Below are 17450 nucleotides of genomic sequence, written 5' to 3'. Positions count from 1 at the left end.
ACCGCCGTACCCGCTCTCAGCGGACGCGCAGGGACGAGGGTTTGCAGTTCGGGTGCGGATGACTCTAAGATCGCCCTGAGGTTATGGTCATGTCGACACGAACAGAGCCCGAGACGGACGGCATCCGCGTCGCCGTCTCGACGGTCATCTTCAGCCTGCGGCGCGGTGCGCGCGGCGATCGTCCCACGATCGTCCTCCCGCTCGTCCGCCGTACGCGCGATCCTCATGAGGGGCGCTGGGCCCTCCCCGGCGGATGGCTCGATCGCACCGAGGAGCTCGACGTCGCGGCATCCCGCACGCTCGCGGAGACGACCGGACTCGCGCCGAGCTACCTCGAGCAGCTCTACGTGTTCGGCGACGTGGGGCGCTCCCCCGGCCGCGTCGTGTCCATCGTGTACTGGGCGCTGCTGCGCGAGGGGGCGAAGCTCCCCGCAGATGCGGAGAACGTCGCCTGGTTCGATGTCGCGGATCTGCCTCCGCTGGCCTTCGACCACGAGCACATCGTCGAGTACGCGCTGTGGCGCCTGCGCAACAAGGTCGGGTACAGCCGGATCGCGCACGGCCTGCTGCCGGACCTGTTCACCCTCGCCGAGCTGCGCGAGGTCTACGAGGCGATCCTCACGCGCGACCTCGACCCCGCGAACTTCCGCCGGCAGGTCGAGAACTCCGCGACGCTCATCCCCACCGAGAGGTTCCGCACGGGCAGCCACCGCCCTGCTCGCCTGTACCGCTACGACCAGGACGTGGAGCTCGCCGATCGCGGTCCGCTCCCCCACCCGACTGCCCCGTTCGCCCTTTCCCGAGAGGCCCGTTCATGACCCTGCTGCAGATCCACCCCCGACCGGTCGACGCGAGCGTCGACCACGGCATCCAGGCGATCGTGACCGGCGCCTCCACCTCAGAGACCTGCAACACCGATCTCGCTGCAGGACCGTGGGACTTCGACGCACGCCCGGGCTACGGCCCCGGCTCCTCCATGGGAGATGTGATCCCGACCGGCGCGCCGCGCCAGGGAGAGCTCCCCGCGGAGTACCGGGAGGCATCCGAGCTCGAACTGCACGCGCGGATCACCGCCGCCAAGACCACCCTGGGCGACCGCGTCGTCATCCTCGGCCACTTCTACCAGCGCGAGGAGGTCGTGACCCACGCCGACTACGTGGGCGACTCGTTCCAGCTCGCGAACGCAGCGCTGACGCAGCCGCAGGCCGAAGCGATCGTCTTCTGCGGCGTGCACTTCATGGCCGAAACGGCGGACCTCCTCTCCCGCCCCGACCAGGCGGTCATCCTCCCGAACCTCGCCGCCGGATGCTCCATGGCGGATATGGCATCGATCGACGACGTCGAGGACTGCTGGGAGCAGCTCGCGGAGATCTACGGGCCTCTGGATGTGCCGGACGCGGACGGCCTCGTCCCCGTCATCCCGGTCACCTACATGAACTCCTCGGCGGCGATCAAGGGCTTCGTCGGGCGCAACGGAGGGATCGTCTGCACCTCGTCCAATGCCCGCACCGTGCTCGAGTGGGCGTTCGCGCGCGGACGTCGCGTGCTCTTCTTCCCCGACCAGCACCTCGGCCGCAACACGGCGAAGGCGATGGGGGTGCCGCTCGCGCAGATGCCGATGTGGAACCCGCGGAAGCCCTTCGGCGGATCGAGCCAGAGCGAGCTGACCGACGCCCGCGTCATCCTCTGGCATGGGTTCTGCTCGGTGCACCGCCGCTTCACGGTCGACCAGATCGCCGCCGCGCGGGCTGATCACCCGGGCGTCCGCGTGATCGTGCACCCAGAATGCCCGATGGCGGTCGTGGACGCCGCGGACGAGGCCGGCTCGACCGACTACATCCGCACGGCGATCGCCGCCGCGACCGAGCCCACGACCTTCGCGATCGGCACGGAGATCAACCTCGTCCAACGGCTCGCCGCACAGTATCCGCAGCACGAGATCTTCTGCCTCGACCCCGTGGTGTGCCCGTGCTCGACGATGTACCGGATCCACCCGGGCTACCTCGCATGGGTCCTGGAGGAGCTCGTCGCCGGCCACGTCGTCAACCGGATCGAGGTCCCCGGCGATGTCGCCGATCCCGCCCGCACGGCGCTCGAGCGGATGCTGGCGGCCAAGCCATGACCCTGCGACGGGATCCGTCGACGCCACGGGTCGTCGTCGTGGGCTCCGGGATCGCCGGGCTGACCGTGGCCCTGCACGCCGTGGAGGGCGGATGCCGCGTCACCCTCGTGACGAAGGACGTCCTCGAGCACGCGAACACGCGCTTCGCCCAGGGCGGCATCGCCGGCGTCATGTTCGACGACGACCGCATCGAGGATCACATCCGCGACACGCTCGTGGCCGGCGCCGGCCTCTCCGACCCCGAGGCCGTGCGGGTGCTCGCGGAGGAGGGACCCGGCCGGATCCGCGAGCTGATCGCGCTCGGCGTCGCGTTCGACCGGGCATCGGACGGCGCGTTCGTCAAGGGTCTCGAGGCGGCGCACTCCTACCCCCGCATCCTGCACGCCGGCGGGGATGCCACCGGGACCGCGATCGAGAAGGCTCTCGTCGCGCGCCTCCGGGAGAGCGAGGTCCGAGTGATCGAGCACGCGTTCCTCATCGATCTCGTCGTCGACGCGGCATCCGGCCGTGCGGCGGGTGTCGAGCTGCTCATCGAAGACGAACGTCGCGAGACGCTGCCCGCCGACGCCATCGTCCTGGCGACCGGAGGGGCCGGTCAGCTCTACGCCCACACCACGAACCCGCCCGTGGCGACCGGCGACGGCATCGCGGCCGCCCTCCGCGCGGGAGTCGCGGTCACCGACGTGGAGTTCGTCCAGTTCCACCCGACGGTGCTGCCCGCGGTGTGCGCGGTCCCGGGCGATGCGAGCAGGAGCGACGCCGCGCCGTTCCTCGTCTCCGAGGCCGTGCGCGGGGAGGGCGCGGTGCTCCGCGACGAGCAGGGCCGACGCTTCATGCTCGACCGTCACCCCGATGCGGAACTCGCTCCGCGCGATGTCGTCGCGCGGGCGATCGCCGAGGTGATGGTCGAGCAGGACGGCCGCCCCGTGCTGCTGGACGCCACGGCTCTCGGCCCGGAGGGAGCGGCGGCGAGCGCGAAGCGCACCGTCCGGTTCCTCCGCGACCGGTTCCCGACGATCGACGCCGCCGTCCGCGCCCGCGGCGAGGACTGGGCACGGGAGCCGATCCCCGTGACCCCCGCCGCACACTACCTGATGGGCGGGGTGAGCACCGACCTGGAGGGGCGCACGAGCCTTCCCGGCCTCTACGCCGTCGGGGAGACGGCCCGGACCGGCGTCCACGGCGCCAACCGGCTCGCGTCGAACTCGCTGCTGGAAGGCGCCGTGTTCGGTGCGCGGGCCGGCGACGCCCTTGCGGCGGATGCCGACACCGGACGGTGGCCCGCCGCGGCGTCCTTCCCGCGCGGGGCCGCGCCCGAGCCGCCGGTGCCGCCCGTCGCCGACGCCGCCCCGCCCTTCACCCGCGGCGCGCTGCAGGAGCTGCTGTGGGAGGACGCGGGTCTCGTCCGCGACGAGGCCGGGCTCGCCCGCGCCGCCGCCCGGATCAGCGGCTGGCGCGCGCAGCCCCGGGAGGCCGTGACCGAGAGGGAGTTCGAAGACGAGAACCTGCTCCTCGTCGCCGCTGCGCTCGTCTCCGCCGCCCGCGCCCGTCGGATCTCCGTCGGTGCCCACGCCCGGCGGGACGAAACTCCTCCGGTCGCCGACGAAGGCGACGCCCAACCCGCGAACACCCCGCCTCGGGCCCCGGATCACCGGCGTTCTGGTGTGCCGGAGGTGGCCGCATGCTGACCCGCGACCACATCGAGACCGTCGTCCGCGCCGCGCTCCGCGAGGATGCCCCGTGGGGCGACCTCACGAGCGACACCCTGATCCCGGCGGAGTCGACCGCGACGGCCGAGCTCCGCGCGCGCGAGGGGGGCGTCTTCAGCGGCGGCGAGGTGTTCGCCGCCGCGTTCGCCTTGACGGACCCGCGCATCCAGGTGACTCTGCACGCCGCCGACGGCGAGCGCTTCATCAGCGGCGGCGTCCTCGCAACGGTGGTGGGGCCCGCCCGCGGCATCCTGCAGGCCGAACGCGTGGGGCTGAACTTCACCCAGCGGATGTCGGGGATCGCCACGCTCACCGCGCGCTACGTCGACGCCGTGGCCGGCACGGACGCCCGGATCGCCGACACCCGCAAGACGACGCCCGGACTCCGCCGGTTCGAGCGGCACGCCGTGCGCTCGGGCGGCGGGCACAACCACCGCTTCAGCCTCTCCGACGCCGTCATGGCGAAGGACAACCACCTCGCCGTGCTGGTCGCGCGGCACGGGTCGATCACCGCGGCGCTCCGGGCGGCGCGTGCTGCTCTCCCGCACACGACGCACCTCGAGGTCGAGGTCGACCGCCTCGATCAACTCGACGCCGTCCTCGCCGCCGGGACCGGGCCCCGCGGCGTGGGGACGATCATGCTCGACAACTTCTCCCTCGATGACCTCCGCGCCGGCGTCGAGAGGATCGCCGGGCGCACGATCGTCGAGGCGTCCGGCGGGGTGTCTCTCGACACCGTCGGCGCCATCGCCGCAACCGGCGTCGATGTCATCTCCGTGGGCGCACTCACCCATTCGGCGCGCGCTCTCGACCTCGGTCTCGACGTCCGCTTCGAGGAGTGAGCGCTCCGGGCATGCGGTACCTCGACCACGCCGCCACAAGCCCCGTGCGCCCCGAGGTGCGCGACGCGATGCTCCCGTACCTCACCGACCGGTTCGGCAATCCCTCGAGCCACCACACCGTAGGCGAGGCCGCGGCATCCGCCCTCGCCGACGCGCGCGCCCGCGTCGCGGCCGTCCTCGGGGTGCGCGCGAACGAGATCGTCTTCACCTCGGGCGGCACGGAAGCGGACAACCTCGCCGTGAAGGGGCTGGCCATCGGCGCGAGCCTCCGGCGGGGAGGACCCGTGCATGTCGTGACGACGACGATCGAGCACGAGGCCGTCCTCGCCTCCTGCGCGTATCTGGAGCGGGTGCACGGCTTCGCCGTCACGCGGGTCGGCGTCGACGCGGACGGGCTGGTCTCCCCCGACGAGGTGGCCGCCGCGCTCCGGCCCGACACGGCCGTCGTCTCGATCGGCTACGCCAACAACGAGATCGGAACCGTGCAGGATGCCGCGGCGCTCGCAGCCGTCACCACCGCCGCCGGGGTCCCCCTGCACCTCGACGCGGTGCAGGCCGCGGGGTGGCTGCCCCTGCGTGGGACGGGCGCGGACGCGCTCTCCCTCGCCGGCCACAAGATCGGCGCGCCGCAGGGGATCGGCGTCCTCGCCGTCCGCACGCGATGGCCGCTCGAGCCGCTCGTGCACGGCGGCGGCCAGGAGAGGGGTCGCCGCAGCGGCACGGAGAATCTCGCCGGGGCGGTCGCGATGGCCACCGCGCTCGAGCTCGCCGAGTCCGAGCGGGCGGACAGTGCGGCGCGGGTGAGCGCCATCCGCGCCGCCTTCACCCGGCGGGTCCTCGACCTCGTCGGGACGGCGCGGCTGACGGGGCATCCGACCCGCCGCCTCCCCGGGACCGCGAGCTTCACCTTCGCCGGCACGAGCGGCGAGGCGATCCTCCTCGAGCTCGAGCGCCGCGGCCTCGTGACCTCCAGCGGCTCGGCCTGCGCTGCCGGCAGCGACGAGCCGTCGCACGTCCTCCTCGCCTGCGGGATCGACCCGGCCGTCGCGCAGAGCGCGGTGCGCTTCACCCTCGGGCACCACCTCGCGGGGGACCTCTCCCCCGTCGCCGACGCGGTCGCCGAGGCGGTGGCGGCGGTACGATCGGGCGCATGAGCACGTCCGCCGCGCCCCTCCCGGTCCTCGTCACGGTGATCGTCCCGGGTCGGGATGTCGCGGAGTTCGCCGCGGAGGCCCTCGACTCGCTGCGGGCGCAGACGCTCCCGGCGTGGTGCGCGATCCTCGTCGATGACGGGTCGGTGGATGCCACGGCGGACGTCTTCGCCGATGCCGCGGCATCCGACCCGCGCTTCACGCTCATCCGTCACGCCGAGCCGCGTGGCCTCGGGGGCGCGCGCAACGCCGGCCTGGACCGCGTCGCGACCCCCTTCGTCGGCTTCCTCGACGCCGACGATGTGATGACCCCGACGGCTCTCGAACGGCTGGTCGCGGCGATCACCGAGAGCGGCAGCGACCTCGCCGTCGGGGCATACGTGCGCCTGCGCGCGGGCGCGGGCGGCGTCTATGCGGCGGGTGAGGTACAGCCATGGGTCCGCGCGGCGACCGACCCCGCGCGTCGGGGCACGACCCTCTCCGCGCACCCCGAGGTCTCCGGCAACGTCGTGGCGTGGTCCAAGCTCAGCCGCGTCGAGCTCTGGCGCGCACACGGTGTCCGCTTCCCCGAGGGGCGCCTGTACGAGGACCAGATCGTCGCGCAGCGTCTCTACACGCACGCGCGCGCGATCGACGTCCTTCCGGACGTGGTCGTGCACTGGCGGGAACGCGCCGACGGCTCGTCGATCACGCAGCGCAAGGACACGCTTCCGGTGCTCACCGACTACCTCGAGGCTCTCCGCGGGGGGATCGCCGTGCTCGACGCGGCCGATCAGCACGCCGCCGCGCGGGCGCGGCTCCGGCTCATCCTCGAGATGGACACGCCCCCGCTCGTCCGCATCGCCGCGGGGGAAACCGGGCACGCGGATGCCGCGTACCGTCGCGCCGTGGGGGCGTTCGTCCGCGACCTCGTCGCGCGCGCCGACCACGAAGGCGTCGCCCTCGATCCGCAGACCGCCGACCTCCGCTCAGCCGCGGTGCTGTGGTGAGCGGCGCCGCTGCGGCGGGTCGGTCGCCCCGCGCGCTCCCGTCGAACGGCTAGGGTGAAGGCCATGTCCGGCACCTCCGAGAACCTTCCCGAAACCCCTGACGGCCCCGACCTGGACGCCCTGCGCGACGAGATCGACGAGCTCAAGAAGGTGCCGACCGAAGAGCTCGTCAATCCGACGCCGACGCTCGTCGAGGAGAACGAGCCGACTCCGGAGCCCACGGACGCCATCGGCTCCGAGAACTGGCCGACCGAGGACTGAGGCCCCGTCGCCCCCGCGCTACTCGCGTGGTGCCCAGGGCAGCGCGGCGTCCGCAGCCTCCGCGGACGGCCCGTCCGTGAAGGGCGGCGGGTCGGCGACGAGCTGCGCGGCATCCGCCCCCGCAGACCCCTCCGGCGCGCGATCGGCGCGGCGGTCAGGGAGCGGAGCGGGCATCGCGGCATCCATCCCCTCGATGCGCGCCGCGGCCATCTGCTCCGCCGCGAGCTCGGCGTAGAGCCCGCCGCGGGCGAGCAGGTCGGCGTGCGTGCCGGACTCCACGATGCGGCCGGCATCGACGACGTGGATCATGTCCGCGCCGATGACGGTGGACAGGCGGTGCGCGATCGACAGGGTCGTGCGGCCGGATGCCGCGGCCTCGAGCGCCTCCTGCACGACCCGCTCGGACACGGTGTCCAGGGCACTCGTCGCCTCGTCCAGCAGCAGCACGGGCGGGTCTTTCAAGAGCACACGGGCGATCGCGATGCGCTGCTTCTCCCCACCGGAGAGCCGGTAGCCGCGCTCCCCGACGACGGTGTCATAGCCGTGTTCGAATCCCGCGATGATGTGGTGGATGTTCGCGGCCGCGCACGCGGCTTCGAGCTCGGCATCCGTCGCATCCGGCTTCGCGTAACGCAGGTTCTCGCCGATCGTGGCGTGGAAGAGGTAGGTCTCCTGGGAGACGATCCCGATGTGGTCGACGATCGACTCCTGCGTCAGGGTCTTCACATCCGCACCGGCGAACAGCACGCGCCCCTCGGATGCCTCGTAGAGCCGAGGCGCCAGGTAGAGCACGGTCGTCTTGCCCGCACCCGAGGGCCCGACGAACGCGACGTGCTGCCCGTGCTCGGCGACGAAGGAGACCCCGTCCAGGGTCGGACGCGCATCCGCTGCGGCGTCGGGGTAGCGGAAGACGACGTCCTCGAACTCGACCCGTCCGATCGGGCCCGGAGCCTCGGCGACGGTGATCGCGTCGGGGGCGTCCTGGATCGCCGGCACCATGTCGAGGTACTCGAAGATGCGGGCGAACAGCGCCTTCGAGGTCTGCAGGTCGAGCGCGACCCGCATCAGCGCCATGAGCGGCATGAGCAGTCGGGCCTGCACCGTCGTGAAGGCGACCACCGTGCCCGCCGTGATCGTGTCGACGCCGGCGCTTCCTCCCACTCCGTGCAGGAGGTAGCCCGAGACCAGGTAGATGACCGCCGGCACGGAGGACATCAGCACCTGCACGACCGCGAAGAAGCCCTGCCCGCTCATCGCCCGCTGCACCTGCAGGCGTACCTGGTTGGTGTTCTCCTCGCGGTAGCGGGCGCCCTCGGTGCGCTGGCGGTTGAACGACTTCGAGAGCAGGATGCCGCTGACCGACAGGGTCTCCTGCGTGATCGAGGTGAGCTCGGACAGCGACTCCTGCGTCTGGCCCGCGATCCTCGCGCGCACCTGACCCACTCGGCGCTGCACGAAGATCAGGATCGGCATGAGGAAGACGGCGATGAGGGTCAGCCGCCAGTCGATGATGACCATCGCCACGAGCGCCGAGACGACCGTCACCACGTTGCCGAGGATGCTCGTGACCGTGTTGGTCAGCACTCCCGACACTCCCCCGACGTCGTTCTGGAGACGGGACTGGATGACGCCCGTCTTGGTGCGAGTGAAGAACCCCAGCTCCATGGCCTGGAGGTGGTCGAACAGGCGCACCCGCAGATCACCGGTGACCTCGTTGCCGACGGTCGAGGTGAGCCACGTCTGCGCGACGCCGAGCGCGGCGGAGAGCAGGAACAGGCCCACCATCGCGCCGACGAGGCGCCAGAGGAGGCCGAGGTCGACGCCCGATCCATCCGTCGGGAACAGCGCCTGATCGAAGATCTGCTGGATGATCAGCGGCGGGATCACGCCGATCGCGGCTCCGGCGATCACCATGATCGCGGTGAACGCGATGCGCCCCAGGTAGGGACGGAACATCTCCCGGATCCGGGAGCCGAGGTGCGGGATCTCGGGAGCCTCGGCGTTCAGCCGCCTCTGCGCGGCCTCGTCGACGCCGCGGAAGGCGACACCGCGACCCCCCATCGCTCCGCCGCCGGGACCACCCATACTCATGGCGTCACTCTACGTCGCGGCTCGGACGTCGCGGCTCGGACGTCGCGACTCAGCCGAGCCCGGCGACGAGGTTGACGACGCTGGCGAGGATCACGGCGCCGAAGAGGTAGGCCACGAGCGTCTGCGCGACGACGATCCGGCGGATCTCGTTCGCGGAGAGGTTCGTGTCGGACACCTGGTAGGTCATCCCGAGGCCGACCGAGAAGTACCCGAAGTCGGAGTACATGGGGTCCTCCTCCTGGTTGAAGTCGATGCCTCCCGAGCGGCCGGCGTCGATCCGCGCATAGTAGCGGTGTGCATACCGCAGCATGTAGTCGACCTGGATGAGCGCCCACGACGAGGTCACGGCGAGGATCGCGACACCCGCCGACAGCGCCGCCGTCGCGGGGTCGGCGTGGCCGCGCACGAGCACGAGGACGACGGCGACGAGGCTCGCGAGGCTGCCCGTCAGTGAGATGACGCGCGCCGCGGCGCGACCCGGGTCCTCCGCGGTCGCATGGCCCCGGGTCTGCGCGGCATCCATGGGCCATAGAGCGACGAGCAGCCACGTGACGTTGACGATCGCGAGTGCCGTCCAGCCCGCCAGGAGGCCCGAAATCCAGCCCAGCGTCGGAATCGTGGCGGCGGCCACGACCGCCCCGATCGCAAGGGTGACCGGCCCACGGACGGCGAGGCGGGGACGCCGGCGGCGAGGCGGGTGTGCGGTGCGATGCGGTGCCATACCCGGATCGTGCCACCCGAGGGGGGAATAGCGTGTCCGACCCGGCGGTTACCCTTGAGGTTCGTCCCGGGCCCCGGGCACGGCTCCCCGTCCGCACGATCCACAGGAGATCCGCATGCCCCGCACCGACGCCCGCATCACCCCGCCGAGCACCGGCGCCGTCCCCGTCGCCGCACCGGCCCGCGCCGACCGAGTGGACCCCCGCGCGAGCCGGGTCATCTGGCTGTTGCTGGCCGCCGCCTTCGTCGCGATCCTCAACGAGACGACGATGGGCGTCGCGATCCCTCACCTCATCGGCGACCTCGGCATCACCGCGGTGCAGGCGCAGTGGCTGACGACCGCGTTCATGCTCACGATGGCGGTCGTGATCCCGACGACCGGGTTCCTCCTCCGCCGCTTCACGACGCGCGCGATGTTCGCCGCGGCCATGGGCCTCTTCTCCGCGGGAACCCTGATCGCCCTGCTCGCGCCGGGCTTCGAGGTCCTCGTCGCGGCGCGCGTCGTCCAGGCATCCGGCACCGCGATCATGATGCCGCTGCTGATGACGACGCTGATGGACGTCGTGCCCCCGCACCTGCGCGGCCGGATGATGGGCCGGGTCAGCATCGTCATGTCGCTCGCGCCGGCCATCGGACCGACCCTATCCGGCGTGATCCTCGACACCCTCAACTGGCGGTGGATCTTCGCGATCGTCCTCCCTATCGCACTCATCACGCTCGCCGTCGGTGTCCGCTGGATCCACAACCTCGGCGAGCGGACGCACGCCCCCATCGACGTGCTGTCGGTCGTCCTGTCGGCGTTCGGATTCGGCGGACTCGTGTTCGGGCTCAGCCAGATCGGCGGGGGCGGGCACGGCGGTGCGGATGCCGCCGCGCAGGCCGCCGCCGACGCGGCGAACACGACCCTCGTGGTCGCGCTCTCGATCGGCGTCGTCGCACTCGGCCTGTTCCTGTGGCGTCAGACGGTGCTGCAGCGTCACGACGATGCGCTGCTCGACCTGCGGATCTTCCGCTCGGGCAACTTCTCGCTGTCCGTCGCGCACTTCGCTGTGATGTCGCTCGCCTTCTTCGGGACGATCACCGCACTTCCGCTCTACCTGCAGGGACCGCTCGGCCTGTCGACGACCGAGTCCGGCCTGATCGTCCTCCCGGGCGCCGTCGCGATGGGCGTCCTCGGGCCCTTCATCGGCCGGATCTACGACCGCTGGGGCACCCGCGTGCTGCTCGTGCCCGGCACGATCATCGTGATCGCGGTGCTGTGGACGTTCACGACCCTCACCGAGTCGACGCCGGTGTGGTTCATCCTGCTGACGCAGACCGTGCTGTCGATCGGCCTGGCGATGTCGTTCACGCCGCTGTTCACCGCATCGCTCGGGTCTCTCACACCGAAGTACTACTCCTACGGCAGCGCGACGGTCTCCACCGTCCAGCAGGTCGCCGGCGCCGCGGGCGTCGCCGTCCTCATCTCGATCATGGCGTCGCGGACCGGCACGGCGCTTGCAGAAGGCGCCGAGACGGCCGCGGCGGGAGCGGCGGGTGCGCGCAGCGCCTTCCTCGTGGCGGCGATCATCGCGCTGCCGCTGCTCGTGAGCGCGTTCCTCATCCGCAAGCCCGCCGACGACCCGTCGCAGCCGATGACCGGCGCCCACTGAGCGCAGGCCGCCGCGTAGCGTCTCGCTCGGCTCTCGTCCAGCCCCCGGCGGTCTGCGGCGAGCGCACGTAGCGTCGGAAGCATGACCGAATCACTGAACGGAAAGCGCGTCGCGTTCCTCGCGACGGACGGATACGAAGACTCCGAACTGACCTCCCCGTGGCAGGCGGTGACGGAGGCCGGCGCGCAGGCCGTGCTCGTCTCCCCCGCGACCGGCTCGATCGAGGGCAAGAACGGACACGCGCAGCCCGTCGACCTCGCCTCATCCGACGCGGATGCCGCGGACTTCGACGCGCTCGTCCTTCCGGGCGGGGTCGTGAATGCGGATGACCTGCGCACGGATGCCGCGTCGGTGGCGTTCGCGAAGGACTTCTTCGCTCAGCACAAGCCCGTCGGCGCGATCTGTCACGCCGCGTGGACCCTCGTCGAGGCCGACGTCGTCCGCGACCGCACCCTCACGAGCTACCCGAGTCTGAAGACCGACCTCCGCAATGCCGGCGCCGAATGGGTGGACGAGGAGGTCGTCGTCGACCAGGGGTTCGTCACGAGCCGCACCCCCGACGACCTGCCCGCGTTCAACGCGAAGGTGATCGAGGAGATCGCCGAGGGCAAGCACGCCGGGCAGACGGCGTGAGCGCCTGATCATCCGCCTCTGCGGCAACCGCACGAGAACGCCGCCCGCGGTCATCGCGGGCGGCGTTCTCGTCTCGGGGCGGGTCCCGCTCGGCGGGAAGCCTCAGTCAGACGGTGCTGCAGCAGCCCCCGCCGCAACAGCCCGCGCCCTCGTCGGTGACGGGCTGGATGAGCTCGTCGGCGCCGGCGAGGTCGGTGACCGGCTGCAGCGTCGGCGTGGGAAGGTTCGAAGTGGCCATGACCCGATTGTACGTCCGCCGACCCGTGCGGGCGCGGTCAGACCCCGAGCTTCTTCGCGGCCTTCTTCGCGGCCTTGTCGACGAGCTTCCGCGACTGCGCGCGAGCCTTGCGCAGCGAGGGATCGTCCCACAGGTGCTTCGCGGCGCCACTGATCTCGCGGTACCGGGCCCGCCCCGCACGCGCGCCGAGCACATACGCGCCGCCGCCGACGACCGCCACGACAAGCCAGAATTTGAATCCAGACACAGTTTCTCCGATCTCGTATGGCCACAGGCTATGCAGGATCGCGCCGGGGGTTCAGGGGCTTGACATCGCGCGGCCGTCGATCACGCGCGCTCCTTCCGGAGGTCCTGCGCGAACATCACGATGATGCCGCTCGGGCCGCGCAGGTAGGTCAGCTTGTAGAGGTCCTGATACGTCGCGACGCCCCGCAGCGGCAGGCATCCGTGCCGGGCGGCGATGGCGAGCGAGGCCTCGATGTCGTCGACCTGGAACGCGACGCGGTGCATCCCGATCTCGTTCGGCAGGGTCGGCGAGGTCTCGATCGCGTCGGGGTGGATGTATTCGAACAGCTCGAGCTGTCCGTGGCCGTCGGGAGTCTGCAGCACCGCGATCCTGGCGTGGTTGCCGTCGAGCCCCACCGCGGTGGAGGCCCACTCCCCGCTGACCTCGTCGCGCCCCACGAGGCTGAGTCCCAGGTCGGTGAAGAAAGCGATGGTCGCGTCGAGATCGCGCACCGCGATGCCGACGTTCTCGAGTGTGATGGGCATGGAGGGATGCTACGGGGCGCCGCAGACACCCGGCACGGGGGTGTCGCGCGGGCCGATACCCTGGGAGAGTCCGACGGAAGGGTGTGCGCGTGAAGATCATCGACCTGCGGCGGTTCGTCGCGCTGGTCGACCACGGCCTGCACTTCCCCCGCGCGGCGGAGGAGCTCAGCATCCCCCTGGCCGCGCTCTACACATCGATCGAGAAACTCGACGACGAGACCGGCCACCCCCTGATCAGCAAGCAGGGTGCGGGGTTCCAGCTGACGCCGGCGGGCGCACTGCTGCTCGACGAGGCGCGGAGGCGGATTGCAGACGCGCCGGCGAGTGCCCCGGCGCCGAAGGTCGCCGCGGGTGGCAAGGCGAAGGCATCCAAGGGCAAGGGTCGCGCGCCGATCGTCAAGGGGCAGCCGAAGCCCTACAAGAAGCGCCAGGGGCGCTGAGCCGCCCGCTCAGCGACGCCGTTCGGTCCACCGCACCGGCGGATCCTCGAGCCGCGCGAGGCGTGCGCGCGGTTCGGGCACGATGCGCGCGAGAGCCAGTCGCGCGAGCACCTCGATGCGCACCCGCCGCACGCGGGCTCCGTCGCGCAGCAGCGCGGCCGGCCCCGCGATGGCCCACCACCCGTCGAGCCGGTCGAGCACCTCGGGCTCGTCGCGCGAGTCGATGAGGTCGACGGTCGTGCGCGCGGTGCCGGACTGCGCACCGGATCTGTCCGAGCGCCGTCCGCGGTGCCAGAGGAAGAGCGCGGCGACGCCGGATGCCACGAGCAGCGTGAGCCCCGCGGTCGGGGCGAGCGAGCGGTAGCCGTCGATCTCCCCCCATCGGGCGAGGAGGTCGACGGCCGCGGAGAAGAGCCAGAGCAGTCCGCAGACCAGCGAGAGCACGGCCGGTAGACGCGTGCCCCAGAGCGACCCGTTCGCGCGCCGCGGTTCGAGCCACCACAGCAGCGCCACCGACAGTGCGGCGCACAGCCCCGCGGGCAGGAGCATCACCTGCACCGTCAGCCCCGGGCGCAGGGTCGTGGCGAGCCCGACGGCGAGGGCGGCGAGCAGGAAGGCGACGGCGAGGCATCCGCGGTGCCACGACGTCGCCGGCAGGACGCGGGCCGCGCGCGGGTCACGGCGCTCATTGACCTCGCGCACGGCGTTCGCCCGGATGCGGTCGCGCGCGTCGCGCATGGCGGGTTCGGATGCGAGCGCCGCGATCCGCCACGAGTCGGCGAGCGCGGCCGAGGCGTCGGGGTAGTCGGCGTCGAACAGGAGCAGGTCGACGCGGCCGAGCGTGCGCTCGTCCAGGCCCGTCACCGAGCTGTGCCCGTATCCGGCCATCGTCCGCGCTCCTTCCGCTCCGAGCGGCGTCTGGGGACAAGCCTCAGGGTACGCCTCGCGTCCTCACCGCGCGGGTCGCACCATGGCGGTGGCATCCGGCGGAGCGAAGCCGAACCGCTCGTAGAGCCCGTGGGCGTCGCTCGTGAACAGGATCCACCGGAAGTGGCTGCCCGGCCCGTCGTCGATCATGAGCTGGACCATGCGCGTGCCGAGGGCGTTCGCACGGTGCGGCTCGATCACGAAGACGTCGGCGAGGTAGGCGACCGCGACACCATCCGAGACGGCGCGCGCGAACCCGACCTGCTCCCCCGTGTCCGAGCGGTACGCTCCGACGACGCGCCACGCGCCCGCGATCTGCGTATCGAGGTCCGCACGAGTGCGCTGGCGACCCCAATACGCCTCGGTGGACAGCCATTCCCACACCACGTCGGGCTGGATCCGCGCGGGATCATCGTCGAGCTCGTACTCCATCACGCCATTGTGGCGGACGTCCCGACACCGAGCGGGATGGTAGGAAGGAGGCCATGCGCCGACTCGTCTACTACGTCGCGACCACCCTCGACGGATTCATCGCCGGGCCCGATGGAGGAGATCCGAGCGGAGCGGAGTTCTTCCCCGTGACGCCGGATCTCGTGCAGTTCATCGTCGAGAACCACCCCGAGACGCTGCCCGCCCCGGCGCGAGAGGCCCTGGGCATCGACGGGCCGCCGCTCACGTTCGACACCGTCGTCGAGGGGCGACACTCCTACGAGATCGGGCTGGATGCCGGGCTGACGAACGCCTATCCGCATCTGCGGCACATCGTCTTCTCGCGCACGCTCACCGAGAGCCCCGACCCCGGCGTCGAGATCGTCTCCGCGGATCCCGCAGAGTTCGTACGCACCCTGAAGGGTGAGCCCGGGGAGGACGTGTGGCTGGTCGGGGGCGGGAAGGTCGCCGCTGCCCTGCTGCCCGAGATCGACCGCCTCATCCTCAAGGTGAACCCGTCGGTGATCGGCTCGGGAGTGCCGCTGTTCGACGGCCCGTTCACGCCGCACCTCTTCCGCCCGGCCGGTGAGGTCCTCCTGGAAGGCGGTGTCCGGGTGGTGACCTACGACCGGCGGGAGTGACCGCGGGTCGCTCGCTGCGAGTTGAGGGTCGTCGGCCCTCCGAGGCACGCGGGCGGCGCACCAGGCGCACGTCGACACGAGGGTCATAGTCTCTGAGGGTGCATCCTCCGATCGAGCCCTTTGCCTCCGGCATGCTGGCGCGCCCGGGTGGCGCCGAGCTGTACTGGGAGTGCTCCGGAAACGCGCACGGCCGACCCGCGGTCTATCTCCACGGTGGTCCGGGCGGCAGTCTGGGCAAGGGGGGCTACCGGCGCCGCTTCGATCCCGCGAAACATCTCATCGTCGGGGTGGACCAACGGGGTACCGGCAGGAGCACGCCCTGGGCGATCGACGACCTCGACAGCCTCGACACGAACACCACGCAGACTCTCATCGCGGACATCGACGCGCTGCGCGAGCATCTCGGGATCGAGGTCTGGCTGCTGCACGGCGTGTCATGGGGGTCGACACTCGCCCTCGCGTACGCGCTCGCGCATCCGGCGCGCGTCACCGAAATCGTACTCACGGCGGTCACGACCGGGGGGAGGGACGAGATCACCTGGATCACCGAAACGGTCGGCGCGATCTTCCCGGAAGCGTGGGACGCGCTCAGCCGAGACGTTCCGACGGGCCGCCGCGTGGTCGACCACTACGCGCAGCTCCTGCGCGACGCCGACCCCGCCGTGAGGTCCGGCGCCGCAGACCGTTGGGACGCGTGGGAGTCAGCGCACATCTCCCTCGACCCGTCGTGGCGCCCCGGCGATCGGCACGCCGACCCACGCATTCGGCAGAACTTCGCCACCCTCGTCACGCACTACTGGTCGAACGATTGCTTCCTGACCGGCGCGGACACGGTGCTCGCGCGCGCTCCGAGGTTGGCGCCCATCCCCGGAGTCCTCGTCCACGGACGCCTGGACGTGAGCGGGCCCGCGGTCATTCCGTGGCGACTCCATCGGGCGTGGGAAGGAAGCCGGCTGAGGATCGTCGACACCGAGGGGCATGGAGGCGCCATCGAGATGGAACTCACCGCCCAAGCGATCGACGAGTTCGCCGCGGCGCGCTGACGCACGGCGCAACCTCCCGCTCGACGACCGGTGGCCTCAGACGTTGAAGCGGAACTCCACGACGTCGCCGTCCACCTGTCGAGGCGCGACCGGCGCGGGGAGCCGGGCTACGGGACGTCGCGCGTGACGCCTCGCGTCGGCGAGACGAGTTCGACGGCCGACATCGCGTCGTCGATGTAGCTACTGAATGGAGCGGACCGGTCAGAGGCAAACCAGGCTTGGCGGGCTGCCTGCATCGACGCGAACGCTGCACCGACGAGGGCAGCTGGCCGCGGGTCGGTGGTTGTGTGCTCTTCACCGAGTAGCCGGCGCGCCACCCGCTCCGTAAGCAGCGCCTGGACGCGCTGCATCTTTTCGAGATATCGGGCGTGCAACTGGGGGGTGCTTCGGACGATCTCGTCCATCGCCTCGCTGCGGGCACGCTGGCGATCGTCCTCGATGTAGTCGAGTGTGATGTCGAAGAGCCGTCGCAATGATTCCCACACCGGTTCGTCGGCGGGGCGGGCGTCGAAAGCCTCCGCCATACGGTCGGCGAAGAGGTCGTACTTGCCGATGACGAGATCGTCCTTCGACGGGAAATAACGGAAGAACGTGCGCTTCGACATCCCTGAGGCACTCGCGATCTCGTCTACCGTCGTTCGGTCGTAGCCCTGTGCGACGAAGAGATCCTGAGCGACTGCGGTCAGCTCGGTCATGACCGCACGGCGAGTGCGCTCTCTGATCGGCACCCGGGACTCATCACTCATATTTTCATCATAGCGCTCGCGCCGGATTTGACACCAAGTGTCATT

The 17450-nt window shown here is 71.3% G+C and carries 20 protein-coding genes; 12 read left to right on the top strand and 8 right to left on the bottom strand.

All coding sequences use genetic code 11. The features are described from left to right. The first annotated feature begins 83 nt into the window (after nucleotides 1–83). From J0P97_RS04345 to J0P97_RS04315, 7 genes are all read left to right on the top strand, one after another. The gene (locus J0P97_RS04345; protein WP_215486545.1) at nucleotides 84–818 is read left to right on the top strand and encodes an NUDIX hydrolase; all 735 of its coding nucleotides are present in this window, start codon (nucleotides 84–86) and stop codon (nucleotides 816–818) included. Beyond that, nucleotides 815–2122 carry a quinolinate synthase NadA gene (gene nadA / locus J0P97_RS04340; RefSeq protein ID WP_215486544.1) on the top strand — a complete coding sequence of 436 codons (1308 nt, stop codon included), beginning with the start codon at nucleotides 815–817 and terminating at the stop codon, nucleotides 2120–2122. The genes J0P97_RS04345 and nadA overlap by 4 nt, the downstream gene beginning before the upstream one ends. After that, a complete protein-coding gene (gene nadB, locus J0P97_RS04335) occupies nucleotides 2119–3810 on the top strand; it encodes an L-aspartate oxidase (protein WP_215486543.1) in 1692 nt (563 codons plus the stop codon). The genes nadA and nadB overlap by 4 nt, the downstream gene beginning before the upstream one ends. Then, nucleotides 3804–4673, top strand: coding sequence for a carboxylating nicotinate-nucleotide diphosphorylase (gene nadC / locus J0P97_RS04330; RefSeq protein WP_215486542.1), 870 nt, complete (start codon nucleotides 3804–3806; stop codon nucleotides 4671–4673). The genes nadB and nadC overlap by 7 nt, the downstream gene beginning before the upstream one ends. Before the next feature lie 11 nt (nucleotides 4674–4684). Next, on the top strand, nucleotides 4685–5827 hold the full coding sequence (locus J0P97_RS04325) for a cysteine desulfurase family protein (protein WP_215486705.1): 1143 nt from the start codon (nucleotides 4685–4687) through the stop codon (nucleotides 5825–5827). Further along, nucleotides 5824–6813: a glycosyltransferase family 2 protein gene (locus J0P97_RS04320; RefSeq protein ID WP_215486541.1), complete on the top strand. Its 990-nt coding sequence runs from the start codon at nucleotides 5824–5826 to the stop codon at nucleotides 6811–6813. Before J0P97_RS04325 ends, J0P97_RS04320 begins: the two co-directional genes overlap by 4 nt. 63 nt (nucleotides 6814–6876) lie before the next feature. Next, nucleotides 6877–7074 carry a hypothetical protein gene (locus J0P97_RS04315; RefSeq protein WP_215486540.1) on the top strand — a complete coding sequence of 66 codons (198 nt, stop codon included), beginning with the start codon at nucleotides 6877–6879 and terminating at the stop codon, nucleotides 7072–7074. A gap of 18 nt (nucleotides 7075–7092) precedes the next feature. On the opposite strand, the gene J0P97_RS04310 is transcribed toward J0P97_RS04315, so the two are convergent. Next, the gene (locus tag J0P97_RS04310; protein WP_215486704.1) at nucleotides 7093–9159 is read right to left on the bottom strand and encodes an ABC transporter ATP-binding protein; all 2067 of its coding nucleotides are present in this window, start codon (nucleotides 9157–9159) and stop codon (nucleotides 7093–7095) included. 55 nt (nucleotides 9160–9214) lie between these two features. Further along, nucleotides 9215–9886 carry a DUF1345 domain-containing protein gene (locus J0P97_RS04305; RefSeq protein WP_215486539.1) on the bottom strand — a complete coding sequence of 224 codons (672 nt, stop codon included), beginning with the start codon at nucleotides 9884–9886 and terminating at the stop codon, nucleotides 9215–9217. A gap of 115 nt (nucleotides 9887–10001) precedes the next feature. Between J0P97_RS04305 and J0P97_RS04300 the strand changes: the two genes are divergently transcribed. Together J0P97_RS04300 and J0P97_RS04295 are read left to right on the top strand one after the other, a co-directional pair. Further along, nucleotides 10002–11537, top strand: a complete 1536-nt coding sequence (locus J0P97_RS04300) for a DHA2 family efflux MFS transporter permease subunit (protein WP_215486538.1) — start codon at nucleotides 10002–10004, stop codon at nucleotides 11535–11537. Nucleotides 11538–11618: 81 nt separating this feature from the next. Further along, on the top strand, nucleotides 11619–12170 hold the full coding sequence (locus J0P97_RS04295; protein WP_215486537.1) for a type 1 glutamine amidotransferase domain-containing protein: 552 nt from the start codon (nucleotides 11619–11621) through the stop codon (nucleotides 12168–12170). A 106-nt stretch (nucleotides 12171–12276) separates the two neighbouring features. Here J0P97_RS04295 and J0P97_RS15735 read toward each other — a convergent pair whose 3' ends face one another. The 3 genes from J0P97_RS15735 to J0P97_RS04285 all read right to left on the bottom strand — a co-directional run bounded on the left by J0P97_RS15735 (nucleotide 12277) and on the right by J0P97_RS04285 (nucleotide 13179). Beyond that, nucleotides 12277–12408: a hypothetical protein gene (locus J0P97_RS15735; RefSeq protein ID WP_281423628.1), complete on the bottom strand. Its 132-nt coding sequence runs from the start codon at nucleotides 12406–12408 to the stop codon at nucleotides 12277–12279. Nucleotides 12409–12445: 37 nt separating this feature from the next. Then, nucleotides 12446–12655, bottom strand: a complete 210-nt coding sequence (locus tag J0P97_RS04290) for a hypothetical protein (RefSeq protein ID WP_215486536.1) — start codon at nucleotides 12653–12655, stop codon at nucleotides 12446–12448. Between the two features lie 80 nt (nucleotides 12656–12735). Beyond that, complete coding sequence (locus tag J0P97_RS04285) at nucleotides 12736–13179, bottom strand: VOC family protein (protein WP_215486535.1); 444 nt, start codon at nucleotides 13177–13179, stop codon at nucleotides 12736–12738. Nucleotides 13180–13268: 89 nt separating this feature from the next. Between J0P97_RS04285 and J0P97_RS04280 the strand changes: the two genes are divergently transcribed. Next, the gene (locus tag J0P97_RS04280; RefSeq protein WP_215486534.1) at nucleotides 13269–13619 is read left to right on the top strand and encodes a LysR family transcriptional regulator; all 351 of its coding nucleotides are present in this window, start codon (nucleotides 13269–13271) and stop codon (nucleotides 13617–13619) included. 9 nt (nucleotides 13620–13628) lie between these two features. On the opposite strand, the gene J0P97_RS04275 is transcribed toward J0P97_RS04280, so the two are convergent. Then, on the bottom strand, nucleotides 13629–14507 hold the full coding sequence (locus tag J0P97_RS04275; RefSeq protein ID WP_215486533.1) for a hypothetical protein: 879 nt from the start codon (nucleotides 14505–14507) through the stop codon (nucleotides 13629–13631). A 63-nt stretch (nucleotides 14508–14570) separates the two neighbouring features. Continuing rightward, a complete protein-coding gene (locus J0P97_RS04270; RefSeq protein ID WP_215486532.1) occupies nucleotides 14571–14978 on the bottom strand; it encodes a GNAT family N-acetyltransferase in 408 nt (135 codons plus the stop codon). A 53-nt stretch (nucleotides 14979–15031) separates the two neighbouring features. Between J0P97_RS04270 and J0P97_RS04265 the strand changes: the two genes are divergently transcribed. Together J0P97_RS04265 and J0P97_RS04260 are read left to right on the top strand one after the other, a co-directional pair. Next, the gene (locus tag J0P97_RS04265) at nucleotides 15032–15616 is read left to right on the top strand and encodes a dihydrofolate reductase family protein (RefSeq protein ID WP_215486531.1); all 585 of its coding nucleotides are present in this window, start codon (nucleotides 15032–15034) and stop codon (nucleotides 15614–15616) included. A 98-nt stretch (nucleotides 15617–15714) separates the two neighbouring features. Next, nucleotides 15715–16659, top strand: coding sequence for an alpha/beta fold hydrolase (locus J0P97_RS04260; RefSeq protein WP_308163417.1), 945 nt, complete (start codon nucleotides 15715–15717; stop codon nucleotides 16657–16659). A 107-nt stretch (nucleotides 16660–16766) separates the two neighbouring features. On the opposite strand, the gene J0P97_RS04255 is transcribed toward J0P97_RS04260, so the two are convergent. Next, nucleotides 16767–17405 (bottom strand): TetR family transcriptional regulator, encoded by a 639-nt coding sequence (locus tag J0P97_RS04255; protein WP_215486530.1) that lies wholly within the window; start codon nucleotides 17403–17405, stop codon nucleotides 16767–16769. Nucleotides 17406–17450 lie beyond the last annotated feature (45 nt).

Origin of the sequence: Microbacterium flavum (assembly GCF_018717645.1) — a bacterium.
GTDB classification, from domain to species: Bacteria; Actinomycetota; Actinomycetes; order Actinomycetales; family Microbacteriaceae; genus Microbacterium; species Microbacterium flavum.
Note: the sequence above shows the minus strand (reverse complement) of the source record. Positions and strands in the feature narration are given on the sequence as shown.